The sequence below is a fragment of the Kitasatospora sp. NPDC096077 genome, assembly GCF_040303245.1.
Lineage (GTDB): Bacteria > Actinomycetota > Actinomycetes > Streptomycetales > Streptomycetaceae > Kitasatospora.
Window position 1 is genome coordinate 211,418 of the sequence record NZ_JBEOSV010000007.1, and the last position, 18,240, is coordinate 229,657.

Genomic DNA, 18,240 nt, shown 5'->3' on the forward strand with positions numbered 1-18,240 from the left:
CTAACAAGGGGTCTCGCCGCTCCGGCCGGCAGGCGGCGTCCCCGGGCGGCGAGCGCTGTCACTGCCACCGGATACGGTCCGGACATGGACCGTCAGAAGCCCTCCTCGCCCTTGCCTCACCGCGTGACGTTGCACGACTTCACCTTGTGGGAGCCCATCCTGCGGCTCCTGCTGGCCGGCAGCACGGACAGGCGGCCCGACCGGTCCACCCGGGTGGCCGGACGCATCGGCCTGCAGAGCTGGAGCCTGGCCCTGCGCCGACCGTCGCCGCCGCCCGGTCGGGCGTCCCAGATCGAGGACATGCAGGAGGAGTTCGACGCGGTGGGCCGGGTGCAGGGCGCGCTCGCGGCGGCCGGCATCGACGACATCGCCTTCGCGGCGGAGATCTCCCCGACCGGCAGGACCGCGCTCCACCTGCTCGGGCCCAGCCCCGCCGTGGAGCCCGGTATCGGCAACCCGCACCCGGGGGCGCTCATCCTGGTCGAGGGCGCCCTGCCCGAGCCCTGGCGCCGCCTCCCCGAGCCGGTGCCCGGGGCGGTGCCGGCGGCCTCGGCGGATCCGCTGCTGCTGGAGCGGACGCTCCGCGAGCGGTTGCCCGACGCCATCGGCGCGACGGAGGCGGAGATCGCCGCCGCGGAAGCGCGCCTCGGCGTCACGCTGCCCGCCGAGCTCACGGCGCTCTACCGGGTGACCCGGGCGCGCTGGGAGGACTGGGGGGACGATCACGAGAAGGCGAACCGCGTCTTCGCAGCGGTCGGTTGCGTGCTCCTCCCGCTGGACGAGCTGTACCTCGCCGACGCGCAATCCCGCTACTGCCGCTGGGAGTTCGCGGCGATGGAGGCGGCGGTCGGTGCGCGGCCCGGCGCCGCGGTGCAGGGCCTGGTCGGCTCACCCGGCTGGATCGCCTTCGGGGACAACGGTGGCGGGGACCGGCTCGCGATCGACCTGACCCCGGGCCCCGGCGGCCACGTCGGGCAGATCATCATCCTCAACCACGAGGACAACATCGGCGCCGCACTCCTCGCCGACTCCCTCACCGACCTGGTGCTGGACCGGCCCGGCGCCGAGGGCGATGGCCCGCACGACGGCACTCCGTCACCCGTGGCCCACGTCAACATCAGGAGCCTGACCAGCATCGAGGCCGCCGCCCACCCGGGCCTGGAGGTCCTGTCCATAGGAGTGTGGGACGACGAACCGCTCAGCCTCGCCCCCGTCGCCGGGCTGCCCCGCCTGCGGACCCTCAGCGCCTACCCCGGTGCGCTCGCCGATCCGCTGGAGATCGCGCAGCTGACCGGCCTGGAATACCTGGCACTCGGGCCGCAGGAGTGGCGCGCCCTCCTCGACGCCGGAGCCGTCCCGCGCAGCCTGTCCGCCGCCGCCATCGAGGTGAGGGGCCCCGAGGACCCCCTGCCCGTCGTGGCCGTCGCCAACGAGCTGCTGGACCTCTGGGACCGGCCGCGGATCGAGCGGACCGTCATCGAGGGCGAGCTCGGCCCCGTCGGGTAGCCGGTGCGCAGCGGCGGTGTCGGCCGGCGTCAGCGCGCCGCCACCACGAGCGCCTGCCACCGGGTCGCCGGGCCCACGGGGTTCTCGATCGTCGGGCAGAAGTACTTCGACCCGTGGAGGCGGTAGTCGACGGCCAACCGGTACTGGTCCAGGGTCAGTTCGGGAAGGCTCTGCCAGGTACCGCTGAAACCGGCGCGGTGGGCGTAGCTCCCGAGCGCGACGAGCAGGAGCCCGTCGGCGGCGTCGGAGCAGAGCCACCGCAGACCGATGAACGAGGCCGTGCTGCTGTGGCCCGAGTCCGTGCCGGCGGACGAGCCGACGGCCGTGATGCCGTGGAACTCGTCGACCGTCACCTGGTCCCCCTCGGAGGCGGGCCAGGCGACGATGAACCGGTCCGTGCCCGGCCGCAGGCGTTTGGCGTGGACCGCCGCCAGGATCACCAGGCGGTTGCCGTCGGGGTCGGTCGTCCCGCCCGCCGCCGTGTAGGTGTTGCCGGCGGTGTCGGTCACGGTGATCGGCCCGGGCTGCGCATTGATCAGCCGGACCGTGACGAGCAGCGAGTCGCCCGCGGCGACGGGCCGTTCGACCGGCAGGTCCGTGCCGGTGCTGCCGATCAGGGGATCGGCGGGGAACGAGTCGCTGCCGACCCGGGCGACGTAGGAGACGGGCTCCGACGGGGACGCCGGACGCGGGCCGGCGCCCGGACCGGTGTCGCCGCTGACCGCCGTCAACAGGCACGCGGCGGCCAACGCGCCCAGGCGCTTGACGCGACCGAATGGGTCGCGGGTCAGCAGACGGCCGACGGCGGCCCGCCAGGCGCCGGGCCGCGAGGGGCCGGGCGGCGTGGCCGCGACCTCCGTGTGAACGACCTCCGTGTGGACGGCTTCCGTGTGGACGACCTCCGTGCGAACGGTCGCCGCGAGGTCTTCGGTCGGCGGATCCACCGCCAGGAGATCCGCCGGGCGATCCGCCGGGGAATCTGCCGGGGAGTCCGCTACGGGATCCACCGGCCGTGCGGCCTCCGACAGTTGGGACCGCTCCTGCTCCGTCAGCCCCATGGCCTCCGCCAGCAGCCGTACGGTGCTGAGTCGCGGCCGCCGCACCCGGCCGCGTTCCAGATCGCGGATCGCCCGGGACGACAGGCCGGACCGCTCGGCGAGTTCCTCCTGGGTCAGGCCGGCCCGCAGCCGCCACCGGCGCAGTAACGGACCGACATCGGGCACATCCACGGACTTCCCCTCCACGCGGTTCCCCCGAACCAGCTGACGATCAGATCAGCCGTAGAACTTCCGGTCAACCTCCGGTCCGGGGTGCCGGGTTGGCCTGCGGAACTTCCGGCCAAACTCCGGTTCCGCTCCTGGGACCTTCCTGCGAGGACCCGCCAGAGTGCTGGACGAACCGGGCTCGCCCCTTCTCCACCGGTCGCGGAGCGCGGGGGACCCTGCGACCGGAAGGGGCGGGCCAGGTTCGATCAACGTCACCCCGGCGCCGGGCACACCGGGTCGGCAGCAGCCCGAAACGTCCGGCCAACGGCGGGTCAACGTCATGGTGGGGCCGCCGGTCCGCCGGTGAGGATGGGTCAAGCCCGACGGGGACTGCGCGCGGCGCAGGCCGGGCTACTGCGAGCACACCGAAAGCGAGACAACCAGTGAAACTGAGGATCAGAAGGTCCGTCCTGGCGGGGGCGCTGGCCTTGATGTCCGCGTCCGGCCTGGTGGCCGTGAACGCGCAGGCGGCGCACGCCGCGTCCTGCGGGTCGGACCGTGTCATGGCGAGCAAGCCGACCGACCTCTGGGGGTACAACCTCGGCGTCATCTCCAACAAGCACATGGGCAAGCTGTACATCGGGTACATCCCGAGCTGCCGGATGGAGTACGCGGAGGTGCACTGGGACCAGAACGCCGACCTGTCCATGATCGGCGACAACTACATCTGGCTGCAGGACGCCAACGGCCACCAGGCGGGGAAGGCGGACATCGGGAACCTCGCCCAGTACGGCGCGTTCGGGACTTCGCACCTGGTGCCCATCGACAGCTTCGGCTACGGCTACAGCCAGCCGAGGCTGCACATCGGGCTCACCTTCAGCGGCGGCAGGACGCCGACCTGTCGCCCGACCGACTACTACGGCAACGGCCACAGCTTCGCCACCGGCGGCAACGAGGCCAGCCACAACTGGCAGGTGTGCGGAATATGAGGCGGAAACTCGGGACCGCGGTGGCGGTGGGTGTCATGACCGTGGGCTCCATGGCCGGCACGCTCGCCCTGTCGGGGACGGCGCAGGCCACGGCCTACCAGCGCAACGTCCAGCTGAAGGACCTCCAGGACCAGGGCCTCGACTGCCTGGACAGCAACTACAACGGGTCGCTGTACATCCTGCCCTGCAACGGCGGCGCCTTCCAGCGCTGGAACGTCACGTCCTACGCCCCGGACGTCAACAACTACTACAGCAGGGTGCAGGTCCAGAACGTCCAGACCAGCCGCTGCCTGCGGGTCCAGTTCTTCTCCGGCAACGGCTACGAGGCCAAGACCGACAGCTGCGACGCGGGCAACTACCGCGACCAGTGGAACATGACCTGGGTCGGCAACACCTCGGGCAACCCGTCCAACAGCTTCCAGTTCTTCAACTGGCAGCCTTCGGGCCCGCTTTCGGGCCGCAGCGAGGTCGACTTCTGCCTGGACCGGGGGCAGGCGGGCCACGCGAACAACATGGTCTTCGACATCGGCCAGTTCAAGAAGACCTGTGACAACCACTCCAACCGGTGGCAGATCTGGAGCATGGTCCACTAGGCAGCCGTCGCCGCCGGAGGGCCGGCCGGAACCGGCGGTCCCACCCGGACCTGCCCGCGCGCGGCCGAGGGCTGTTCGGCCGCGCGCGTCATGGGTAGGGTGCCTCGTCATGGTCGACGACTGGCGGGACGACAGGATCGGCAGCGCGCTGAACGGCACGAACCCCACGGTGCTGCGGCGGCTCGACGCCGGCTTCGCGGTGATCGGTGACGTGCAGTTCCTGCCGGGGTACTCGGTCCTGCTGGTGGACGAGCCCGGGGTGGAGCGACTGTCCGATCTTCCGCGGGGCCGGCGGACGGCCTTCCTGGCGGACCTGGACCGCCTGGGCGAGGCCGTGGAGCGGGCCTGTCGGCGTCGGGACCCGGGGTTCCGGCGGGTGAACCTGGAGATCCTCGGGAACACCGACGCCTTCCTGCACGCGCACGTGTGGCCCCGCTACGAGTGGGAGGGCCCGGAACACGTCCGGCGCCCGGTGTGGCTGTACCCCGCGGAGAACTGGCGCGATCCCGCGAGCCCGCTCGGACCGGAGCACGACGCCCTGCGCGAGGCGATCGGCCACGAGCTCGACGCGCTCGCGGTCCAGACCGACAGCGCGGAAGGCGCGGGCTGAGCGGCGCCGGGGCGGCTTCCGGGCGTCGTCAGGCCGTGACCTGCCCGGGTGCCCCGTACTGGCGGTGGCGCTCCAGGTAGGGCAGTCGTACCCGCTCCCGCCACTCCGTCGCCTGCCGGTGCGCGGCCGGTCGCACCGCCGCCGCCTCGGCCGGGTCCTCGGCCCAGCCGTACGGGTACGGGCGGCCCAGGGTCAGCGCGGCCGAGGCGAGGTAGTGGGCCATCGCCTCGTCGTCCGGTACGGACAGGGTCTCGACCCCGCCCCGGTCGACCATGATGCCGATCTCCCAGCTCCCGTCCGCGGCCCGCCGCGCGCCCCAGCCCGGCGACCAGTACACGTGCTGCGCCGTGACCTCGCCGCCGGGCCGGGTGTCCAGCCCCACGTCGGCCAGGGCGGGGACCACGGCGGCGGGGGAGCCCCACGGGATCGGCAGCCCGGCGTCGACCGCCACGCCGAGCACCGTGCGGCACGGGTAGGGCGTGCGGCAGCAGGCGCAGCGCGGCTGCCGCCGGTCGGCGTTCCGGCCCTCGGCCCGGGCGGGCCCGTGCAGTTCCATGACGGCGCCGAGCAGGTACTGGTGCCGGCCGACCGGCTGCCCGGCCTCCTTCAGGTCGCGCAGGAAGAGCAGCAGCAGCCGGTGGAAGAGCCGCCCGGACTCGTGGTCGTCCAACGGCGGCACCGGTACCCGGACCGCGCTGTCGTTTTCCTGCTCGTCAAGATCCATACGAGTGAGCCTAGAGGGTCCCCACCGGGGCCGGTCAGGCGGACCAGAACGGGTCCTCGTACCGGGGGAGGACGTCGAGGTTTCCGTTGGCCATGACCGGTTCGGGCGTGGGGACGCCGAAGGGGTCGCGGTCGCGGATGACCGGGATGGGGCCCACCGACGCGGTGAAGGTGATGTTGCCGGGGGCGCCGAAGGTGATCGCGATCGCGGCGCCGGCCGGGGTGGTGGCGAAGATGGCGGGCTGGTTGGGGTTGACCGCGGTGATCGTGTAGCCCTTGGCCAGCCAGCTGTGTTCGACCACGCCCAGCAGGGCGCCGTACTTGGCCCGTGCCACCTTGGTCATGACGTAGCGGTCCCGGGTGGCGGTGGCGTAGCCGAGCGACTGCTCGTAGAGGCCGGTGGCGCTCTGTTCGGTGGAGCGGGGCCAGCCGTCCCAGTACCGCAGGGGCGGGCGGATGCCGGACATGGAGTCGTCGAGCAGCGCGTTGAGCTGCTGGACGGCCTGTTCAGGGGTCATGGCTGCCTTCAGTTCGACCAGAACGGGTCGTCGTACGCGGGGATGTCGTCGGGGTTGCCGTTGGGCAGGGTCGGAACGGGGGTGGGGGTTCCGAAGGCGCCGTGGATCACCGGGACGGGGGAGACGTGCGCCGTGATCTCGATGAGTCCGGAGGAGTGGACGGTGATCCCGACGCCCGCGCCGTCCGGGGCGCTCGCGACGCTGCCGGGCGGGGTGGAGGCGGTCCGGGTGACGGTGTACCCCTTGGCCTTCCAGCCGCTCTCGACCATGTCCAGCAGGGTGCCGTACTTGGCCGGCGCGATCCTGGTCATGATGTGGCGCCGGCGGTTGGCGTCCGCGTAGCCGAGGGAGTGCTCGTCCAGGCCCTTGGAGAACTGCTCGACCGCGTCGGGGTTGTCGTCCCAGGAGCGCAGGGCGGGCCGGACCTGGGCCAGCGACTCGTCGAGCAGCGCGTCCATCCGCTGGAGGGCCTGCTCGGGAGGTACGAGCTGCTCGGCGGCCGGGGTGCCCGACGCGCCCGCGCCCGACATCCCCACCCCCGACGTCCCCGCTCCCGACGCGCCCGTGCCCGCCGAGCAGGCGGTCAGGGCGAGCGCCAGGGCGGCGAGCGCGACACCCAGCCCGCCCGACCCGCCCGGCCCGCGGGTGCCCCGCGGCGCGCCGCTCATCGTCCGTCCTGCTTCGTCACGTTGTCGTACTTGCCCGCCACGATCTGGCCGATGTTGTTGATCGACTCCAGCTCGTCCCGCTTGGCGGGGTCCTTCGAGGTGTCCATGTTCGGATCCTCCATGTAGTTCGAGTGGGAGTCGAACGACAGCGGTGCCCCGTCCGCGACGGCGAACCGGTTGGCGCCGAAGTCCTTGGCGGCCGGGTCCTTGCCGAACCACAGGTCGTTGGTGTCGCCGAAGTCGTCGTAGAGCTCGTTGGCGACCTTGCCACCGGTCCAGGCTCCCAGCGGTCCGGCGAGTTTGGCGCCGATGGCCGCCCCCGTGCCGTCGGCGGCGACCCGCTCCTTCGCCGGCAGGTGGCTGACCGGGTCGTTCTGAGCGTCGCCGACCCAGACGTGCTTCGGGTCGATGTGCAGCTGCGAGGCCCGGTCCGCCCCGGTGCCGGGGCTGCCGACCAGGATGATGTCGTCGGCCCCGGTGCCGCCGCCCTGGGTCGCCGCCATGCCCACCGTGGTCGAGCCGTAGCTGTGGCCGAGGGCGACGAGGTGCGCCGGAGCGCCTTCGTGGGTGGCCCGCAGGCCGCCCATGAACTTGTCGTAGTTCGCGCCGCCCTTCTGGGCGCGGTCGCCGGACATCACCTCAAGGGTCCGGGGGTCCCCGTCCAGCGGGCCCGGCGGGGGGTCGTAGCCGAGCCAGACCATCGAGGCGGTCTCGGCGGTGGGGTCGGCGTTGTGCGCGGCCTGCCACACGTTGCGGGCGCGGTCGGCGTCCTTGCCCCCGACGTCGGAGAGCTTGGTGCCGAGCCCGGGCACGTACGCGCTGACGTTCTTCGCGGTGTCCGGGTTGCCCCAGGAGAGGCAGCCCCGGCCCTGGCCCTCGTCGCTGACGGCGAGCAGGAAGACCGGCGGCGGCTCCTTGGTCTTCGCCTGGTCGAGCTTGGTCCGGATGGCGCGGAAGCCTTCCAGCTTCTGCTTGTCGGCGTCCGAGGGGTCGGGCTTGTTCTCGTACTCCTTGGTGAGGTGGTCCAGGTTGAGCAGGTTGGCCTGGTTGCGGGCGGCCGCGGGGATGCCGTCGCGGTTGCCCAGCAGGTCCGGGTGGGCCTGGATGAGGCGCTGCTGCTCGTCCGGGGTGAGGCCCTTCCACCAGGAGTTGACCTCGGTGGCCCCGGCGCCCTCGGGCGGGAACCCGGCGTTGAGCAGGTCCGTGCCCAGCTGGGTGACGCTCTTCTGGTCGGCGGCGGCGTTGTCGAGGCTGAGGCCGGCGCCGGTCTTGGCGCGCTGGGTCAGGCCGTCGAGCGCCTTGGAGATCTTCTGGTCGGCGTTGGCCGCCTCGCCGACCGCGTGGGATATCCGGTCGGCGATGGCCTTGCCCCGCTGCGGCGTGTCGTATTCCGGGTCGTGGCGTTCGGCCGCACTCGGGGGTGGCCAGGTGACCGTCCCGTCGTCGGCCACCGTGAAGCCGTCGGTCTTCGCGTCGGCCAGCGCCTCCTGCAGCTTGGACTGCGCCAGCCGGAAGCTCTCCGAGGCCTCGCGCAGCAGACCCGACACGCAGGACAGCTCGGTGTGGGCCGCGTCGAGGCGGGTGCTGGTCGTCTGCATGGCCGTGTTGGCCGCACCGGCGGCGTTGCCGACCCACCTGCCGTCGAAGACGTGCTTGAGGACCTGGGTGTTCAGGTCGTCGGCGTGCTTCTTGAAGTTGTTGGCGAGGGTGTCGTAGGCGGTGGCCGCGGCGTCCAGGGGGTCGATCTGGGCATCGCGCAACTCGGGGAGACTGACCATCAGTTCCCCTCCAGCGAGTACCGGCCGCCGCCGACCCCGCCGATGCCGTTCGCCCCGTTCTTGTCGACGTTGCGGTAGTTGGTCGCGGTCTGCGAGAACTTGGTGCTGATGCCGTCGACTTCGCCGCCCAGCTTGCGCAGGCACTCCTCCCAGGCGTCCGTGCAGCTGTGCAGGGAGCCCGCGGTCTGCCAGCCGAGGAGCCCGGCGACCGCGTTGTCGGAGGGCTGGTAGACGTGCTTCAGCTCCTCCGGGATGGCCTGACCGGCGGTGTGGGCGACGGTGGCCGCCGCGTCCAGGTCGGCCGGGTTGACCCCGAAGGACGGAGCCGGAACGGTGGAGGACGGTGGGCCGTATATGCCCGGGCCGTCGGCGCCCGCGTATGCGTTGATGACTTCCCCCTGTGGTCGATCACGACAGCGGCGCCACGGGCAGGAGACGTACAACAGCAGGTCACACGCTCAGGACAGGGCACCGAGGCCGAAAAGCTAGCAGATCCCGGTAGCGCGATCGCTCACCTGTTCGCCCGGCTCCGGTGTCAGTGGTGGTCGGTACGGTGGGCCACCGGTGAACCAGGGCACGGGCGGGGGGTGGTGGCGGTGACGGACGATCGGCGGCGCGGTGCCCACCGGGCCGTGCTCGACCACCTGCTCGGCCTCGTCGCCGACTCCCCGTTGGGCGACGTCCTGGTGCTGCGCGGGAGCATGGTGATGCCGGCCTGGGTGGGGGCCGACGCCCGGGAGCCGGCGGACCTCGACTGGATCGTCCCCCGGCCCCTGCTGGTCCCGGTCGATCCCGCGCACCCGTACTGGTACGTGGACGACGTGGCGACCGTGCAGCAGTGGCCGGAGGCGGCCGACGGTGCCGGGCGGTACGAGATCTGGACGTCCGAGGAGTTCGACACGGCAGGACTGCGGACCGTCCTACCGCCCGAAGGGCTGCACTGGATCGTCGAGGCCGAGCCGGAGGACCACCCGCCGCACCGGGCCCTGCTCGACCTGGTGCGCGAGCGGCCGACGGTGGCGCCGGGGCTGGTGCTCGACGCGGGCGCCGCCCGGCACGATGCCACCTGGACGTACACGGAGCACGACACCCCGGGCGTACGGGTCGCCGTCCCCTGGTCGGCGGACGGCCTCCCGCCCGGTGAGGTGCGGCTGGACTTCGCCCTCGACGAGCGGCTCCCCGAGCCCCCGGTGTGGACGGCGATACCCCGCGGGGACGGCGCCGGGCGGACCGTCGTGCGCACCGCGAGCCGTGAACTGTCGCTCGCCTGGAAGCTGTTGTGGCTGCACGCCGACTGCGCCACACAGGGCCGGGCCCGGGCCAAGGACCTGTACGACGCCGTGCTCCTCGCCGAGGCCGGAGCCGGCGCGGAAGTCGGGGGACTGTCACCGCGGCTGCTGCGCACGGTGTTCCGCCGTGAGCCGGGCCGTACGGCGGCCGCCGACGCCCTGCGCCTGGACGCGGTGGCCCGGTGGGCCGCGGAACGGTCCGTGGACTGGGAGGACTTCCGCGCGGACCACCCATGGGTCCGGGGTACGGCCGAGGAGTGGTTGGCACGCCTGAGCCGGGCCCTGGCACCGGTGCGGGAGCGGTAGGCCACCCGCACCGGCGCCAGGGCATCCGTGCCAGGGCACCGTCGCGGTCAGGCGATCGGCGCGGTGTTGCCCGGCCCGGACGCGCCGCAGCGGGCGGCGTGCTGGGCGATCACCTCGGTGACGGCCGCCGGGAGGCCCAGGTGCTCGGCCACCCGGTCCGGGCCGTGGCCCTGGAGGGCGAGCAGGTAGGCGGTCTGCACGCGCGAGTCGTAGGCCACGTCGGGGGAGGTGGTCGCGGAGAAGTCGCGGTGGTCGAGCAGGTAGAGGCGCGGCGTGCCGTCCTCCAGGGTCAGCTTCAGCAGGCCGCGGACGATCGGCGCGTCGGCGGGCAGCGTGAGCGGCGGCAGGTGCGGCGTCGACCGCAGGAAGCCGCGCAGCAGGCGGGCGCCGCGCACGGGGGTGCGGCCCTGGTGGGGGGTGCGGGCGTGGGTGAACGTCGGGAAGGCGAGGCGGGTCATGATCGAACCTCCGACGGCCCGGGGGCCGGGGGGAGGGTGCGCGCGAGCAGGCCGACAGGCGTCAGCGCGCACCGGGGGCGAGGACGGAAAGCTGAGGGCAGGGCCGACTGTGGCCCGGACTACTACTGGAGTCCATCTCTCTCGCCTCCTCCCGGCCGGGCGCGTGGTCGCGCCGATCGACACGGCAAGGAGCGGACCGGGCTCGCCACGACGGCGATGCCGGTACACCCCAACTCGTCAGAGCTTTGGCACTCCACGGCGTAATCCCCCTGCGGGGAAGCCACTTGGGATCAACCCTTAAGTCGGGAAGATCTGTCCTGAACCTGGGCGTCTCTCGACGTCGTCGGGTCAGTGGCCTGTGTCCGTGAAGACGCCTCACCGAACGAGGTGCCTCTTGTAACTCTGTGGATCATACCCCCAATCGGGGGTGAACGGGGGGCGAAGAGCGGTTTACATCGGGCCGACGGCGGACCCTCCTCGTCCGCATCCCGGCCCCATCCCGGCCCCGTAGTGGTTCGGGCGCGGCGGCCGTGCGTTCGAACCACTACGGCGGTGCCCCGCGCCGCGGCGGGAACGTGCACCGCGATCGGATCGGGCGCGGACGAAATATGCGGGAAGTTCGGAAAACGGATACCGGCGGGGTGATGGATTTCCTCGCCGGTGATTGATTTCCAGCCATTCCCCGCCCTTCTCCGCCCTTCTCCGGTGCCGCCCGGCGGAATTCCACGGCCGAGTTCGATGACGTAGTGGGCGCAGTCGCCACCACTAGTGGTCCGCCTTACGGCAGCCTCGCCGACCTCGAACGGAACCGCCGCACGGCCGGGTACGCAGACCACGAAGGCTCCCTTTCGCCGTCCGGTCGTCGGATTCGCGGAATACGTCCTGGGCGTTTTACCGGTCGCCCATGCGATAACCTCCTCCCTGGCGTGATCACGCGCCGTTCTCGAATTGGGGGGAATCACATGGCAATCGGACGACGGCAACTTCTCGCCTCCGTCGCATTCACCGCCCTCGCGGCGCCCGTCCTGGTCCGGGGGACCACGACCCGCGCCGCCGCGGCCCCGGCCCCGGCTTCGGCCCCGGTCCCCGCTTCGGGCATGTCCGGGGCGACCGGCACCAAGCCGCTGTTCATGCAGGTCGTCGCGCACGAGGACGACGACATCCTGTTCATGAACCCGGACCTGTCCAACGCCCTCGCGGTCGGCACACCGTCCGTCACGGTGTTCGTCACCGCCGGGAACATCACCGGCGACCCGTGCTCGGGCTGCGGGGACCCGGCCGGTGATCCGCTGCGCACCTGGAACCGGCAGATGGGCGCCGTCAACGCCTACTCCCGGATGACCGGGGTCGGCGACAACGACCCGACCACCGACGAGATCGGGCACTGGACGGTCGAGGCCTGGACGGTCGCGGGCAAGCAGGTCGAGCGGTACATGCTCAAGGACCACCCGGTGCACCTGATCTTCCTCAACCTGCACGACGGCGAACTCGGCAACGTGCTGGCCGGCGCCACCGACACCACGGTCGTCCCGACCGGGAGCAAGCTGTCCGGGCCGTCCACCTACACGGCCTCGGACGTGGTCGAGGTGCTGCGGCAGCTGATGGTGACCTACCAGCCGACCGTGCTCCGGGCCCAGGACGAACTCCCGGACAGCCGCTACGCGGGCGACCACTCGGACCACATCGCCGCCGCGACCTTCGCCGGCCGGGCCGCCCTCCAGTACGGCGGCAACCTGATCCAGGTGAACTACCGGGACTACAACGTCGGCGACTCCCCGAAGAACCTCGACCCGGCGACGGTCGCCACCAAGGGCGTGTTCGTCGCCGAGTACGCCAGCCACGACCACTCGGGGAGCTACTCCACCGACTGGTTCTCCCGGATGTACTACCGCTGGTCCCGCGGCACCTGCTGGGCCGGGCTGAACCAGGACGGCCGGCCGCAGGTGTTCGTCGTCCGGGCCGGCGCCCTGTACACGTACTGGCGCAACTCGGACGGCAGTTGGGGCGGCCCGGTGCGGATGGCCGACCCGGGCGGGCGGCTGGCCCCGGGCATAGCCGTCGGCACCAACGCCGACGGCCGGCTGGAGGTCTTCGCCCGCCGCCTGACCGACCACCACATCATCTCCCTGCCGCAGGGCGCGCCCAACGGCTGGTGGTGGAACTCCTGGGCCGACCACGGCAACCCCAACACCGCGCTCGGCAACGCCGACCAGGTCGGCGTACCGGTCGTGGCCGCCTCCCAGGACGGACACCTGGAGCTGTTCGTCAAGAACGGCGGCGGCGGCCTCAGCACCATCCGGCAGACCACCCCGGGCGGCGTCTGGACGGACTCCTGGACGGACCTCGGCGGCACCGACATCCAGGACCCGGTCACCGCGATCCGCAGCGGCGTCGGCAGGATCGAGGTGTTCGCCAGCACCCGCACCGGGATCATCAACTGGTGGCAGACCGCCCCGAACGGCTCCATCGCCGGCCCCGGCCCGGTCCCGGCGGCCGCGCCCGCGAGCCCGCCCAAGGCCGTGCTCGACCAGGACGGCCGGATCGAACTCGTCTACCGCGAGGCCGGCACCGGCGCGATGACGGTCAGCTACCAGAGCCAGCCCGGCGGCCCGTGGAACCAGTCCCCGGTCAACCTCGGCGGACACGGAGGCGTCGGCGAACCGGCCGCCGCCAACCTCGGCGGCCAGGTCGTGCTGTTCGAACGCAACGGTGGCAGCGGCGTCAGCACCACCGCCCAGACCGCCCCCAACGCCGGCTACGGCGCCTGGCAGGACCTCGGCGGCACCGTCCTCGACTTCCCGACCGCGATCGCCGACGGCAACCGCGTCCTGCACGTGTTCGCCATCGGCACCGACGGCCGCGTCTACTACCGGGCCGGCAGCACGGCCACCGCCTTCGGCGACTGGCAGGGCCTGCCGCTCTGACCTGCGCCCGGCCCGGTCAGTCGCGGCTGCGCCGGGCCTCGCGCAGGGCCGCCCGGTGGGCGGAGGGCGTGGTGCCGTAGCCGGCCCGGAACGCCTGGCGCATGGTCTCGGTGGAGCCGAAGCCGCAGCGGCGGGCCACGGCGGTCAACGGGAGGGCGGTGGACTCCAGCAGCCGGGCCGCGGCCTCGCTGCGGGCGGTGCGGACGAACCGGGCCGGGGAGTCGCCGAGTTGGGCGAGGAAGAGCCGGGACAGGTGGCGTTCGCTGACCCCGGCGCGGGCGGCCAGGGCCTCGACGCCGAGGTCGGCGTCGAGGTTGCCGATGATGTGCAGGACGATCTGCCGCAGGATCCGGTGCTCGGGCGGCGGGTCCTTGACGTAGACGGACAACTGCGCCTGGTCGCCCGGGCGTTGCATGTAGGTGACCAGCCAGCGGGCCACCGCCCGGGCCAGGTCGGGGCCCTGGTCGGCCTCGACGAGGGCGAGGGTGAGGTCGAGGGCGCTGGTCACCCCGGCGGAGGTGCAGACGTCGCCGTCGAGGACGTAGAGCGGACGGGCGTCCACGGTGACCGCCGGATGCCGGTGGGCCAGCTCGTCGGCGTAGGCCCAGTGGGTGGTCACCCGGCGTCCGTCCAGCAGGCCCGCCGCGGCGAGCACGGTGGCGCCCGTGCACACCGAGGCCACCCGGCGGCTGCGGGCCGCCAACCGCCGTACCTGGGCTATGAGTTCGGGATCCTCGGCGGCCCTGGTGTGGCCGTGGCCGCCGGACACCAGCACGGTGTCCAGCGGGCCCCGGACGCGTTCGAGGGCGCCCTGGCTCACCATGGCGAGACCGCCCGACACGCGCACCGGCAGGCCGCGCAGCGAGACCACGCTCACCTCGTACAGCGGCGCGCCGGCGAGCCGGTTGGCGGCTTCCAGGGTGTCGGTCACGCAGGCGATGTCGAGCAGCTCCGCCTCGTCGTATCCGATGATCACCATGCGGCGGGCAGTCGTCGTCACGGCGGACACCCTAACCGAGCGGGAACGACGGCCGGGGATCGCAGGATTCGGGACATCCCGGCGGGACTCCGTTTGTCACCGCGCCGGGCGGGCGCGACGGTGGTGCGGTGGCCCGGCCGGGCCGCGTGATCCCCGCCCGGACAGCAAGGAGCCGACCCGTGTCCCGGACCGCCGCCGGCGAGGAACTCCACGTTCGGCGCCGCCGGCGGAGACCCGACGTCCAGCGCCGCCGGTGGACACCCGATTCCAGCGCCGCCTTCGAGGCACCTGACGGAACGCCACCCGCCGTCGACCGGCTCCCACCTGCGCTTACCCGTTGTTGATCAAGCGCTTATCCGCAGCTGACAGGCTCACTCCGGCCGCGTCCTGGACCGCCGGCCCGTGACACCTCGGGCACCCGGCGTCGAGTGCCACGAAGCGGTGCGGCACGCCGACCACGTCGGGTACCTCACGCAGGTCGACCACTCCCACGCAGCGCCGGCTCCCCGGGGCGACGGCGGCGAACCGGGCGCACCGGCCGGTCGGCCGGTCGGCCGGTCGAGGGCCACCACCCACCACACCCCGACATCCCAGGAGGACCGACTTGCCCACCGCCACCGTCCACGCCCTCGCCCTCGTCCGCCCCGAGCGCCCCGACTGCCTGCGGGAGCGCGAGGACTCCCTGGCCCGCCTCCGGGGCCTGTTCGCCCGGGCCGGCGCGGGTTCCGGAGGCACGGCGGTGATCCGGGGCGGGACCGGCTCCGGCCGCACCGCGCTCCTCGACGCCGTGGTCCGTGAGCAGCGGTCGCACGGGACGGTCGTGCTCCACGCCCGGAGCTCCGACCAGGAGTCGAACGTTCCCTTCGGCGTGCTGTTGCAGCTCTTCGACACCGCACTCCAAGGGCAGCCCACCCCGCTCGCGCCCGTCATCGGCGTCGACCGGTGGGACGGCTCGCTGCACGGCATCGACCTGCCGTCCCGCCTGTGGCGGTCCCTGCGGTCGAACGCCGCGGCGGGACCGGTCCTGCTGGCCGTCGACGACGTCCACCTCGCGGACCCGCCCTCGCGCCGCTGGCTCGCCCAGGTGGCACGCCGGCTGGATCGTCTTCCCGTCCTGCTGGTGGTCACCGAGCGGTGGCAGTACGACCTGTCCCCGCCGTCCCCCGGCTTCGCCGACGCCCCCGGGCAGCCCACCGCCGAGGTGTGCACGCTGCGGCCGCTCACTCCGCCAGCCTGCGCCGCCCTGGTCCGCGCGGCCCTGGGGGACGGCGCACCGCACTCCCTGGCCCAGGACTGCTTCCGGGCGAGCGGCGGCAATCCGCTGCTGCTGGGCGCACTGCTGGCCGACCTGCGGGAGACCGCCGCCGGGGCCAGTCCCACCGAACTGCCGTCGACCAGCGCGGAGCTGTACCCGGGCGGCTACACCGGCGCGGTGGCCCGCTGGCTGCGCAGCGCCGGTGCGCGGACGGCCGACGCGGCCCGGACCCTGGCCGAACTGGAGGACGAGGAGGACGCCCTGGCACTCCTGGCGGAGCTGACCGGCGCGGACCCCGACCGCCTCCCCGGCTGGACCGCCGACCTGGCCCGCCAGGGCCTGCTCCGGTGCGGACAGACGGACGGCCGGTGGACCTTCGCCCACCCCCTGCTGCGCGACGCGGTCCGCGCCTCCTGCGGCCGACGGCAGCGGGTGGCGCTGCGCCGCCGCGCCGCGGAACTCCTGCACCACCGCGGCGACGCGGAGGACGCGGTGGTGCGGCAGTTGCTGACGATCCCCGCCGTGGGCGCGACCTGGGCCGCCGACTCCCTGATCGCCTCGGCCGGCCGGGCGGTCCGCGCCGGGCGGTCGGAGCAGGCCGCGGCCTGCCTGCGGCGGGCGCTGGAGGAACCCCTGCCCGCCGACCGCCGCAGCACCGTACTCGGCGAACTCGGCCGACTGGAGGAACGGGCCGAACGGGCCTGCGGCGTCCGGTACCTGGCGCAGGCGCTGCGCCTGGAGCGGAGCCCCGGCGGGAAGGCGCGGGCCGCCACCGCCCTCGGCTCGGCGCTGACCGCCCGTGGTGAGGTGCACGCCGCCCTGGACGTGCTGCGGGACGTGTCGGACGGCCGCGCGGACTCGACGGAGCTCGGGCACGCGCTGCAGGCGGCGACGGCGCTGTTCGCCGCGCACGACGGCGACAGCTGGCTGCGGGTGGTGGCGGAGCTCAGGCACGCGGAGCAGCGGTCGCCGGAGGGCCTCGTCCCGACGGCGCACGCCCTGCTCACCGAACACGCGGCGGCGGCCGGGCTGTTGTCGGCGGACCAGGTCATGGAACGGGTCCGGTCGTGGACGGCCGTCCCAGTGGATCCGCTGCTCGAACCGTACCTCCTGGCCTCCGCCGCCGACCTGGCCCAGCGCGCGGACCAGTGGCAGGAGGCCGACCGTCTGGTGGCCCGGGGGCTCGCCGCCGGACGGCCGCAGCCGCTGCACCCCGGCCACCAGCGCCTGCTGGACGTCCGGGCGCGCGGTCAGGTGCCGCGCGGCCGGTACGGCGCCCTGCTCGCGGACACCGCGCTGCTGCGGGTGCCCGCGCCGGACGGCCCCCGGCCGCGGCTGGGGACCCTCCACCTGCGTGCCCAGGCCCTGATCGCGCTGACCGAGACCGGGCGGTTGGCCGAGGCCCGGCGCCTCGCCGACGCGATCGGCGCCGGCGGACCGTACGCGTCCTGGGAGTGGAACGAATTCCTCTACGCGCATGGACTGCTGCTCGCGGCCTCGGGCGATCCGCGCGGGGCCCTCGGCAGCCTCCTGGAGTGCGGGCAGCGGCAGTCCGCCCGCGAGGTGGAGAGCCCGGTGGTGACGCCGTGGCGGTCCGCCGCCGCCGACTGCCACGTGGCGCTGGGGGCCCCCGAACTGGCCGTGCCGCTCGCGGCCCAGGAGCTGCGGCTCGCCCAGGTGTGGGGAACCCCCCGGGCCGTCGGCAGGGCGATGCGGGCCCTGGCGGTGTGCCTCGGCGGCCTGCGCGGTCTGGAACTCGCCGAGCAGGCGGTGGAGGTGCTGCGCGGCTCGGCGCAGCCGGTGCCGGAGTTGGTCCCCGCGCTCGTCTCGCTGGGGAAGGCGCTGAACGGCGCCGGTCGCCACCGGCGCGCCCGCGGGGTGCTGCGGGAAGCCGCGCAGGCGGCCGAGCGACTGGGGGCCGCGACACCCCGCGCGACGGTGGCCGCAAGCCTGCGGGAGTGCGGCGCCAGGCCGCAGCGGACCGACCACACCGGGGTCGGTGCGCTCACCGCCGGCGAACTGCGGGTCGCGCAGATGGCCGCGACCGGGCACGGCAACGGGGAGATCGCCACGCTGCTGCACATCGCCGTGCGCACGGTGGAGACCCATCTCACGCACTGCTACCGCAAGCTCGGCATCCGGCGCCGCGCGGACCTGGCGTACGCCCTGGAGGAGGTGCGATAGCGGCGGTCGGTGATCGGTGGTCGGCCCTGGCACCGTGCGCGGGGCCGTATGGCGAGGGCCACGGCCCCAGCCACCACGAGCCGTCCGAGCCGCCGCCGCCCCCGCCGATCGGCGGGCAGCACGCAGGGCCGAAATCGTGGTCGCCCACGATGGCAGGCGGCCTCCGGCGGCAGCGAAGGTGGTGCTTCCCCTGGCGGTGGTCGGGACAGCCCCGGAACCGGCCGCGGCGACCCGTGGCCCCCCTCAACTCCCTAG

General features: G+C 73.5%; 15 protein-coding genes and 1 riboswitch. Of the genes, 7 read left to right on the top strand and 8 right to left on the bottom strand.

From position 1 onward, the window contains the following. Positions 1-84: 84 nt before the first annotated feature. Entirely contained in the window at positions 85-1,506 is a 1,422-nt protein-coding gene (locus ABTZ03_RS10245) for an SMI1/KNR4 family protein (RefSeq protein ID WP_350512443.1), read from the top strand. Between the two features lie 29 nt (positions 1,507-1,535). Here ABTZ03_RS10245 and ABTZ03_RS10250 read toward each other — a convergent pair whose 3' ends face one another. Beyond that, positions 1,536-2,735 (bottom strand): helix-turn-helix domain-containing protein, encoded by a 1,200-nt coding sequence (locus ABTZ03_RS10250; protein ID WP_350512444.1) that lies wholly within the window; start codon positions 2,733-2,735, stop codon positions 1,536-1,538. A gap of 539 nt (positions 2,736-3,274) precedes the next feature. On the opposite strand from ABTZ03_RS10250, the gene ABTZ03_RS10255 reads away from it, so the two are divergent. The 3 genes from ABTZ03_RS10255 (at position 3,275) to ABTZ03_RS10265 (ending at position 4,903) form a co-directional block, all read left to right on the top strand. After that, entirely contained in the window at positions 3,275-3,700 is a 426-nt protein-coding gene (locus ABTZ03_RS10255) for a hypothetical protein (RefSeq protein ID WP_350512445.1), read from the top strand. Between the two features lie 35 nt (positions 3,701-3,735). Further along, a complete protein-coding gene (locus ABTZ03_RS10260; protein ID WP_350512446.1) occupies positions 3,736-4,293 on the top strand; it encodes a ricin-type beta-trefoil lectin domain protein in 558 nt (185 codons plus the stop codon). A 109-nt stretch (positions 4,294-4,402) separates the two neighbouring features. Then, a complete protein-coding gene (locus ABTZ03_RS10265) occupies positions 4,403-4,903 on the top strand; it encodes an HIT family protein (RefSeq protein ID WP_350512447.1) in 501 nt (166 codons plus the stop codon). A gap of 28 nt (positions 4,904-4,931) precedes the next feature. Here ABTZ03_RS10265 and ABTZ03_RS10270 read toward each other — a convergent pair whose 3' ends face one another. The 5 genes from ABTZ03_RS10270 to ABTZ03_RS10290 are packed head-to-tail and all read right to left on the bottom strand — an operon-like array spanning position 4,932 to position 9,033. Continuing rightward, positions 4,932-5,627: a hypothetical protein gene (locus ABTZ03_RS10270; RefSeq protein WP_350512448.1), complete on the bottom strand. Its 696-nt coding sequence runs from the start codon at positions 5,625-5,627 to the stop codon at positions 4,932-4,934. Positions 5,628-5,661: 34 nt separating this feature from the next. Then, positions 5,662-6,144, bottom strand: a complete 483-nt coding sequence (locus ABTZ03_RS10275) for a hypothetical protein (protein WP_350512449.1) — start codon at positions 6,142-6,144, stop codon at positions 5,662-5,664. 8 nt (positions 6,145-6,152) lie between these two features. After that, a complete protein-coding gene (locus ABTZ03_RS10280; RefSeq protein ID WP_350512450.1) occupies positions 6,153-6,812 on the bottom strand; it encodes a hypothetical protein in 660 nt (219 codons plus the stop codon). Then, positions 6,809-8,590, bottom strand: a complete 1,782-nt coding sequence (locus ABTZ03_RS10285; RefSeq protein ID WP_350512451.1) for an alpha/beta hydrolase — start codon at positions 8,588-8,590, stop codon at positions 6,809-6,811. Before ABTZ03_RS10285 ends, ABTZ03_RS10280 begins: the two co-directional genes overlap by 4 nt. After that, complete coding sequence (locus ABTZ03_RS10290) at positions 8,590-9,033, bottom strand: WXG100 family type VII secretion target (protein WP_350512452.1); 444 nt, start codon at positions 9,031-9,033, stop codon at positions 8,590-8,592. The genes ABTZ03_RS10285 and ABTZ03_RS10290 overlap by 1 nt, the downstream gene beginning before the upstream one ends. A 153-nt stretch (positions 9,034-9,186) precedes the next feature. Here ABTZ03_RS10290 and ABTZ03_RS10295 point away from each other — a divergent pair, with 153 nt between their 5' ends. Continuing rightward, on the top strand, positions 9,187-10,185 hold the full coding sequence (locus tag ABTZ03_RS10295; protein ID WP_350512453.1) for a nucleotidyl transferase AbiEii/AbiGii toxin family protein: 999 nt from the start codon (positions 9,187-9,189) through the stop codon (positions 10,183-10,185). Between the two features lie 47 nt (positions 10,186-10,232). Here the strand turns inward: ABTZ03_RS10295 and ABTZ03_RS10300 are convergent, their stop codons facing one another. After that, a complete protein-coding gene (locus ABTZ03_RS10300) occupies positions 10,233-10,643 on the bottom strand; it encodes a hypothetical protein (RefSeq protein ID WP_350512454.1) in 411 nt (136 codons plus the stop codon). Between the two features lie 221 nt (positions 10,644-10,864). Then, positions 10,865-11,037: riboswitch (M-box (ykoK) riboswitch) on the bottom strand. A 703-nt stretch (positions 11,038-11,740) separates the two neighbouring features. Here ABTZ03_RS10300 and ABTZ03_RS10305 point away from each other — a divergent pair. After that, the gene (locus tag ABTZ03_RS10305; protein ID WP_350512455.1) at positions 11,741-13,567 is read left to right on the top strand and encodes a DUF8189 domain-containing protein; all 1,827 of its coding nucleotides are present in this window, start codon (positions 11,741-11,743) and stop codon (positions 13,565-13,567) included. A gap of 16 nt (positions 13,568-13,583) precedes the next feature. On the opposite strand, the gene ABTZ03_RS10310 is transcribed toward ABTZ03_RS10305, so the two are convergent. After that, positions 13,584-14,546: a GlxA family transcriptional regulator gene (locus ABTZ03_RS10310; protein ID WP_502894428.1), complete on the bottom strand. Its 963-nt coding sequence runs from the start codon at positions 14,544-14,546 to the stop codon at positions 13,584-13,586. A gap of 604 nt (positions 14,547-15,150) precedes the next feature. Here ABTZ03_RS10310 and ABTZ03_RS10315 point away from each other — a divergent pair. Next, complete coding sequence (locus ABTZ03_RS10315) at positions 15,151-17,985, top strand: AAA family ATPase (RefSeq protein ID WP_350512457.1); 2,835 nt, start codon at positions 15,151-15,153, stop codon at positions 17,983-17,985. Positions 17,986-18,240: the final 255 nt, after the last annotated feature.

Bases quoted from the DNA above. Each gene is read 5' to 3' on its own strand.
- ABTZ03_RS10260 (WP_350512446.1), top strand. From the start codon at position 3,736: ATGACCGTGGGCTCCATGGCCGGCACGCTCGCCCTGTCGGGGACGGCG.
- ABTZ03_RS10280 (WP_350512450.1), bottom strand. From the start codon at position 6,812: ATGAGCGGCGCGCCGCGGGGCACCCGCGGGCCGGGCGGGTCGGGCGGG.
- ABTZ03_RS10310 (WP_502894428.1), bottom strand. From the start codon at position 14,546: ATGGTGATCATCGGATACGACGAGGCGGAGCTGCTCGACATCGCCTGC.
- ABTZ03_RS10275 (WP_350512449.1), bottom strand. From the start codon at position 6,144: ATGACCCCTGAACAGGCCGTCCAGCAGCTCAACGCGCTGCTCGACGAC.
- ABTZ03_RS10255 (WP_350512445.1), top strand. From the start codon at position 3,275: ATGGCGAGCAAGCCGACCGACCTCTGGGGGTACAACCTCGGCGTCATC.
- ABTZ03_RS10245 (WP_350512443.1), top strand. From the start codon at position 85: ATGGACCGTCAGAAGCCCTCCTCGCCCTTGCCTCACCGCGTGACGTTG.
- ABTZ03_RS10300 (WP_350512454.1), bottom strand. From the start codon at position 10,643: ATGACCCGCCTCGCCTTCCCGACGTTCACCCACGCCCGCACCCCCCAC.
- ABTZ03_RS10285 (WP_350512451.1), bottom strand. From the start codon at position 8,590: ATGGTCAGTCTCCCCGAGTTGCGCGATGCCCAGATCGACCCCCTGGAC.
- ABTZ03_RS10305 (WP_350512455.1), top strand. From the start codon at position 11,741: ATGTCCGGGGCGACCGGCACCAAGCCGCTGTTCATGCAGGTCGTCGCG.
- ABTZ03_RS10270 (WP_350512448.1), bottom strand. From the start codon at position 5,627: ATGGATCTTGACGAGCAGGAAAACGACAGCGCGGTCCGGGTACCGGTG.
- ABTZ03_RS10265 (WP_350512447.1), top strand. From the start codon at position 4,403: ATGGTCGACGACTGGCGGGACGACAGGATCGGCAGCGCGCTGAACGGC.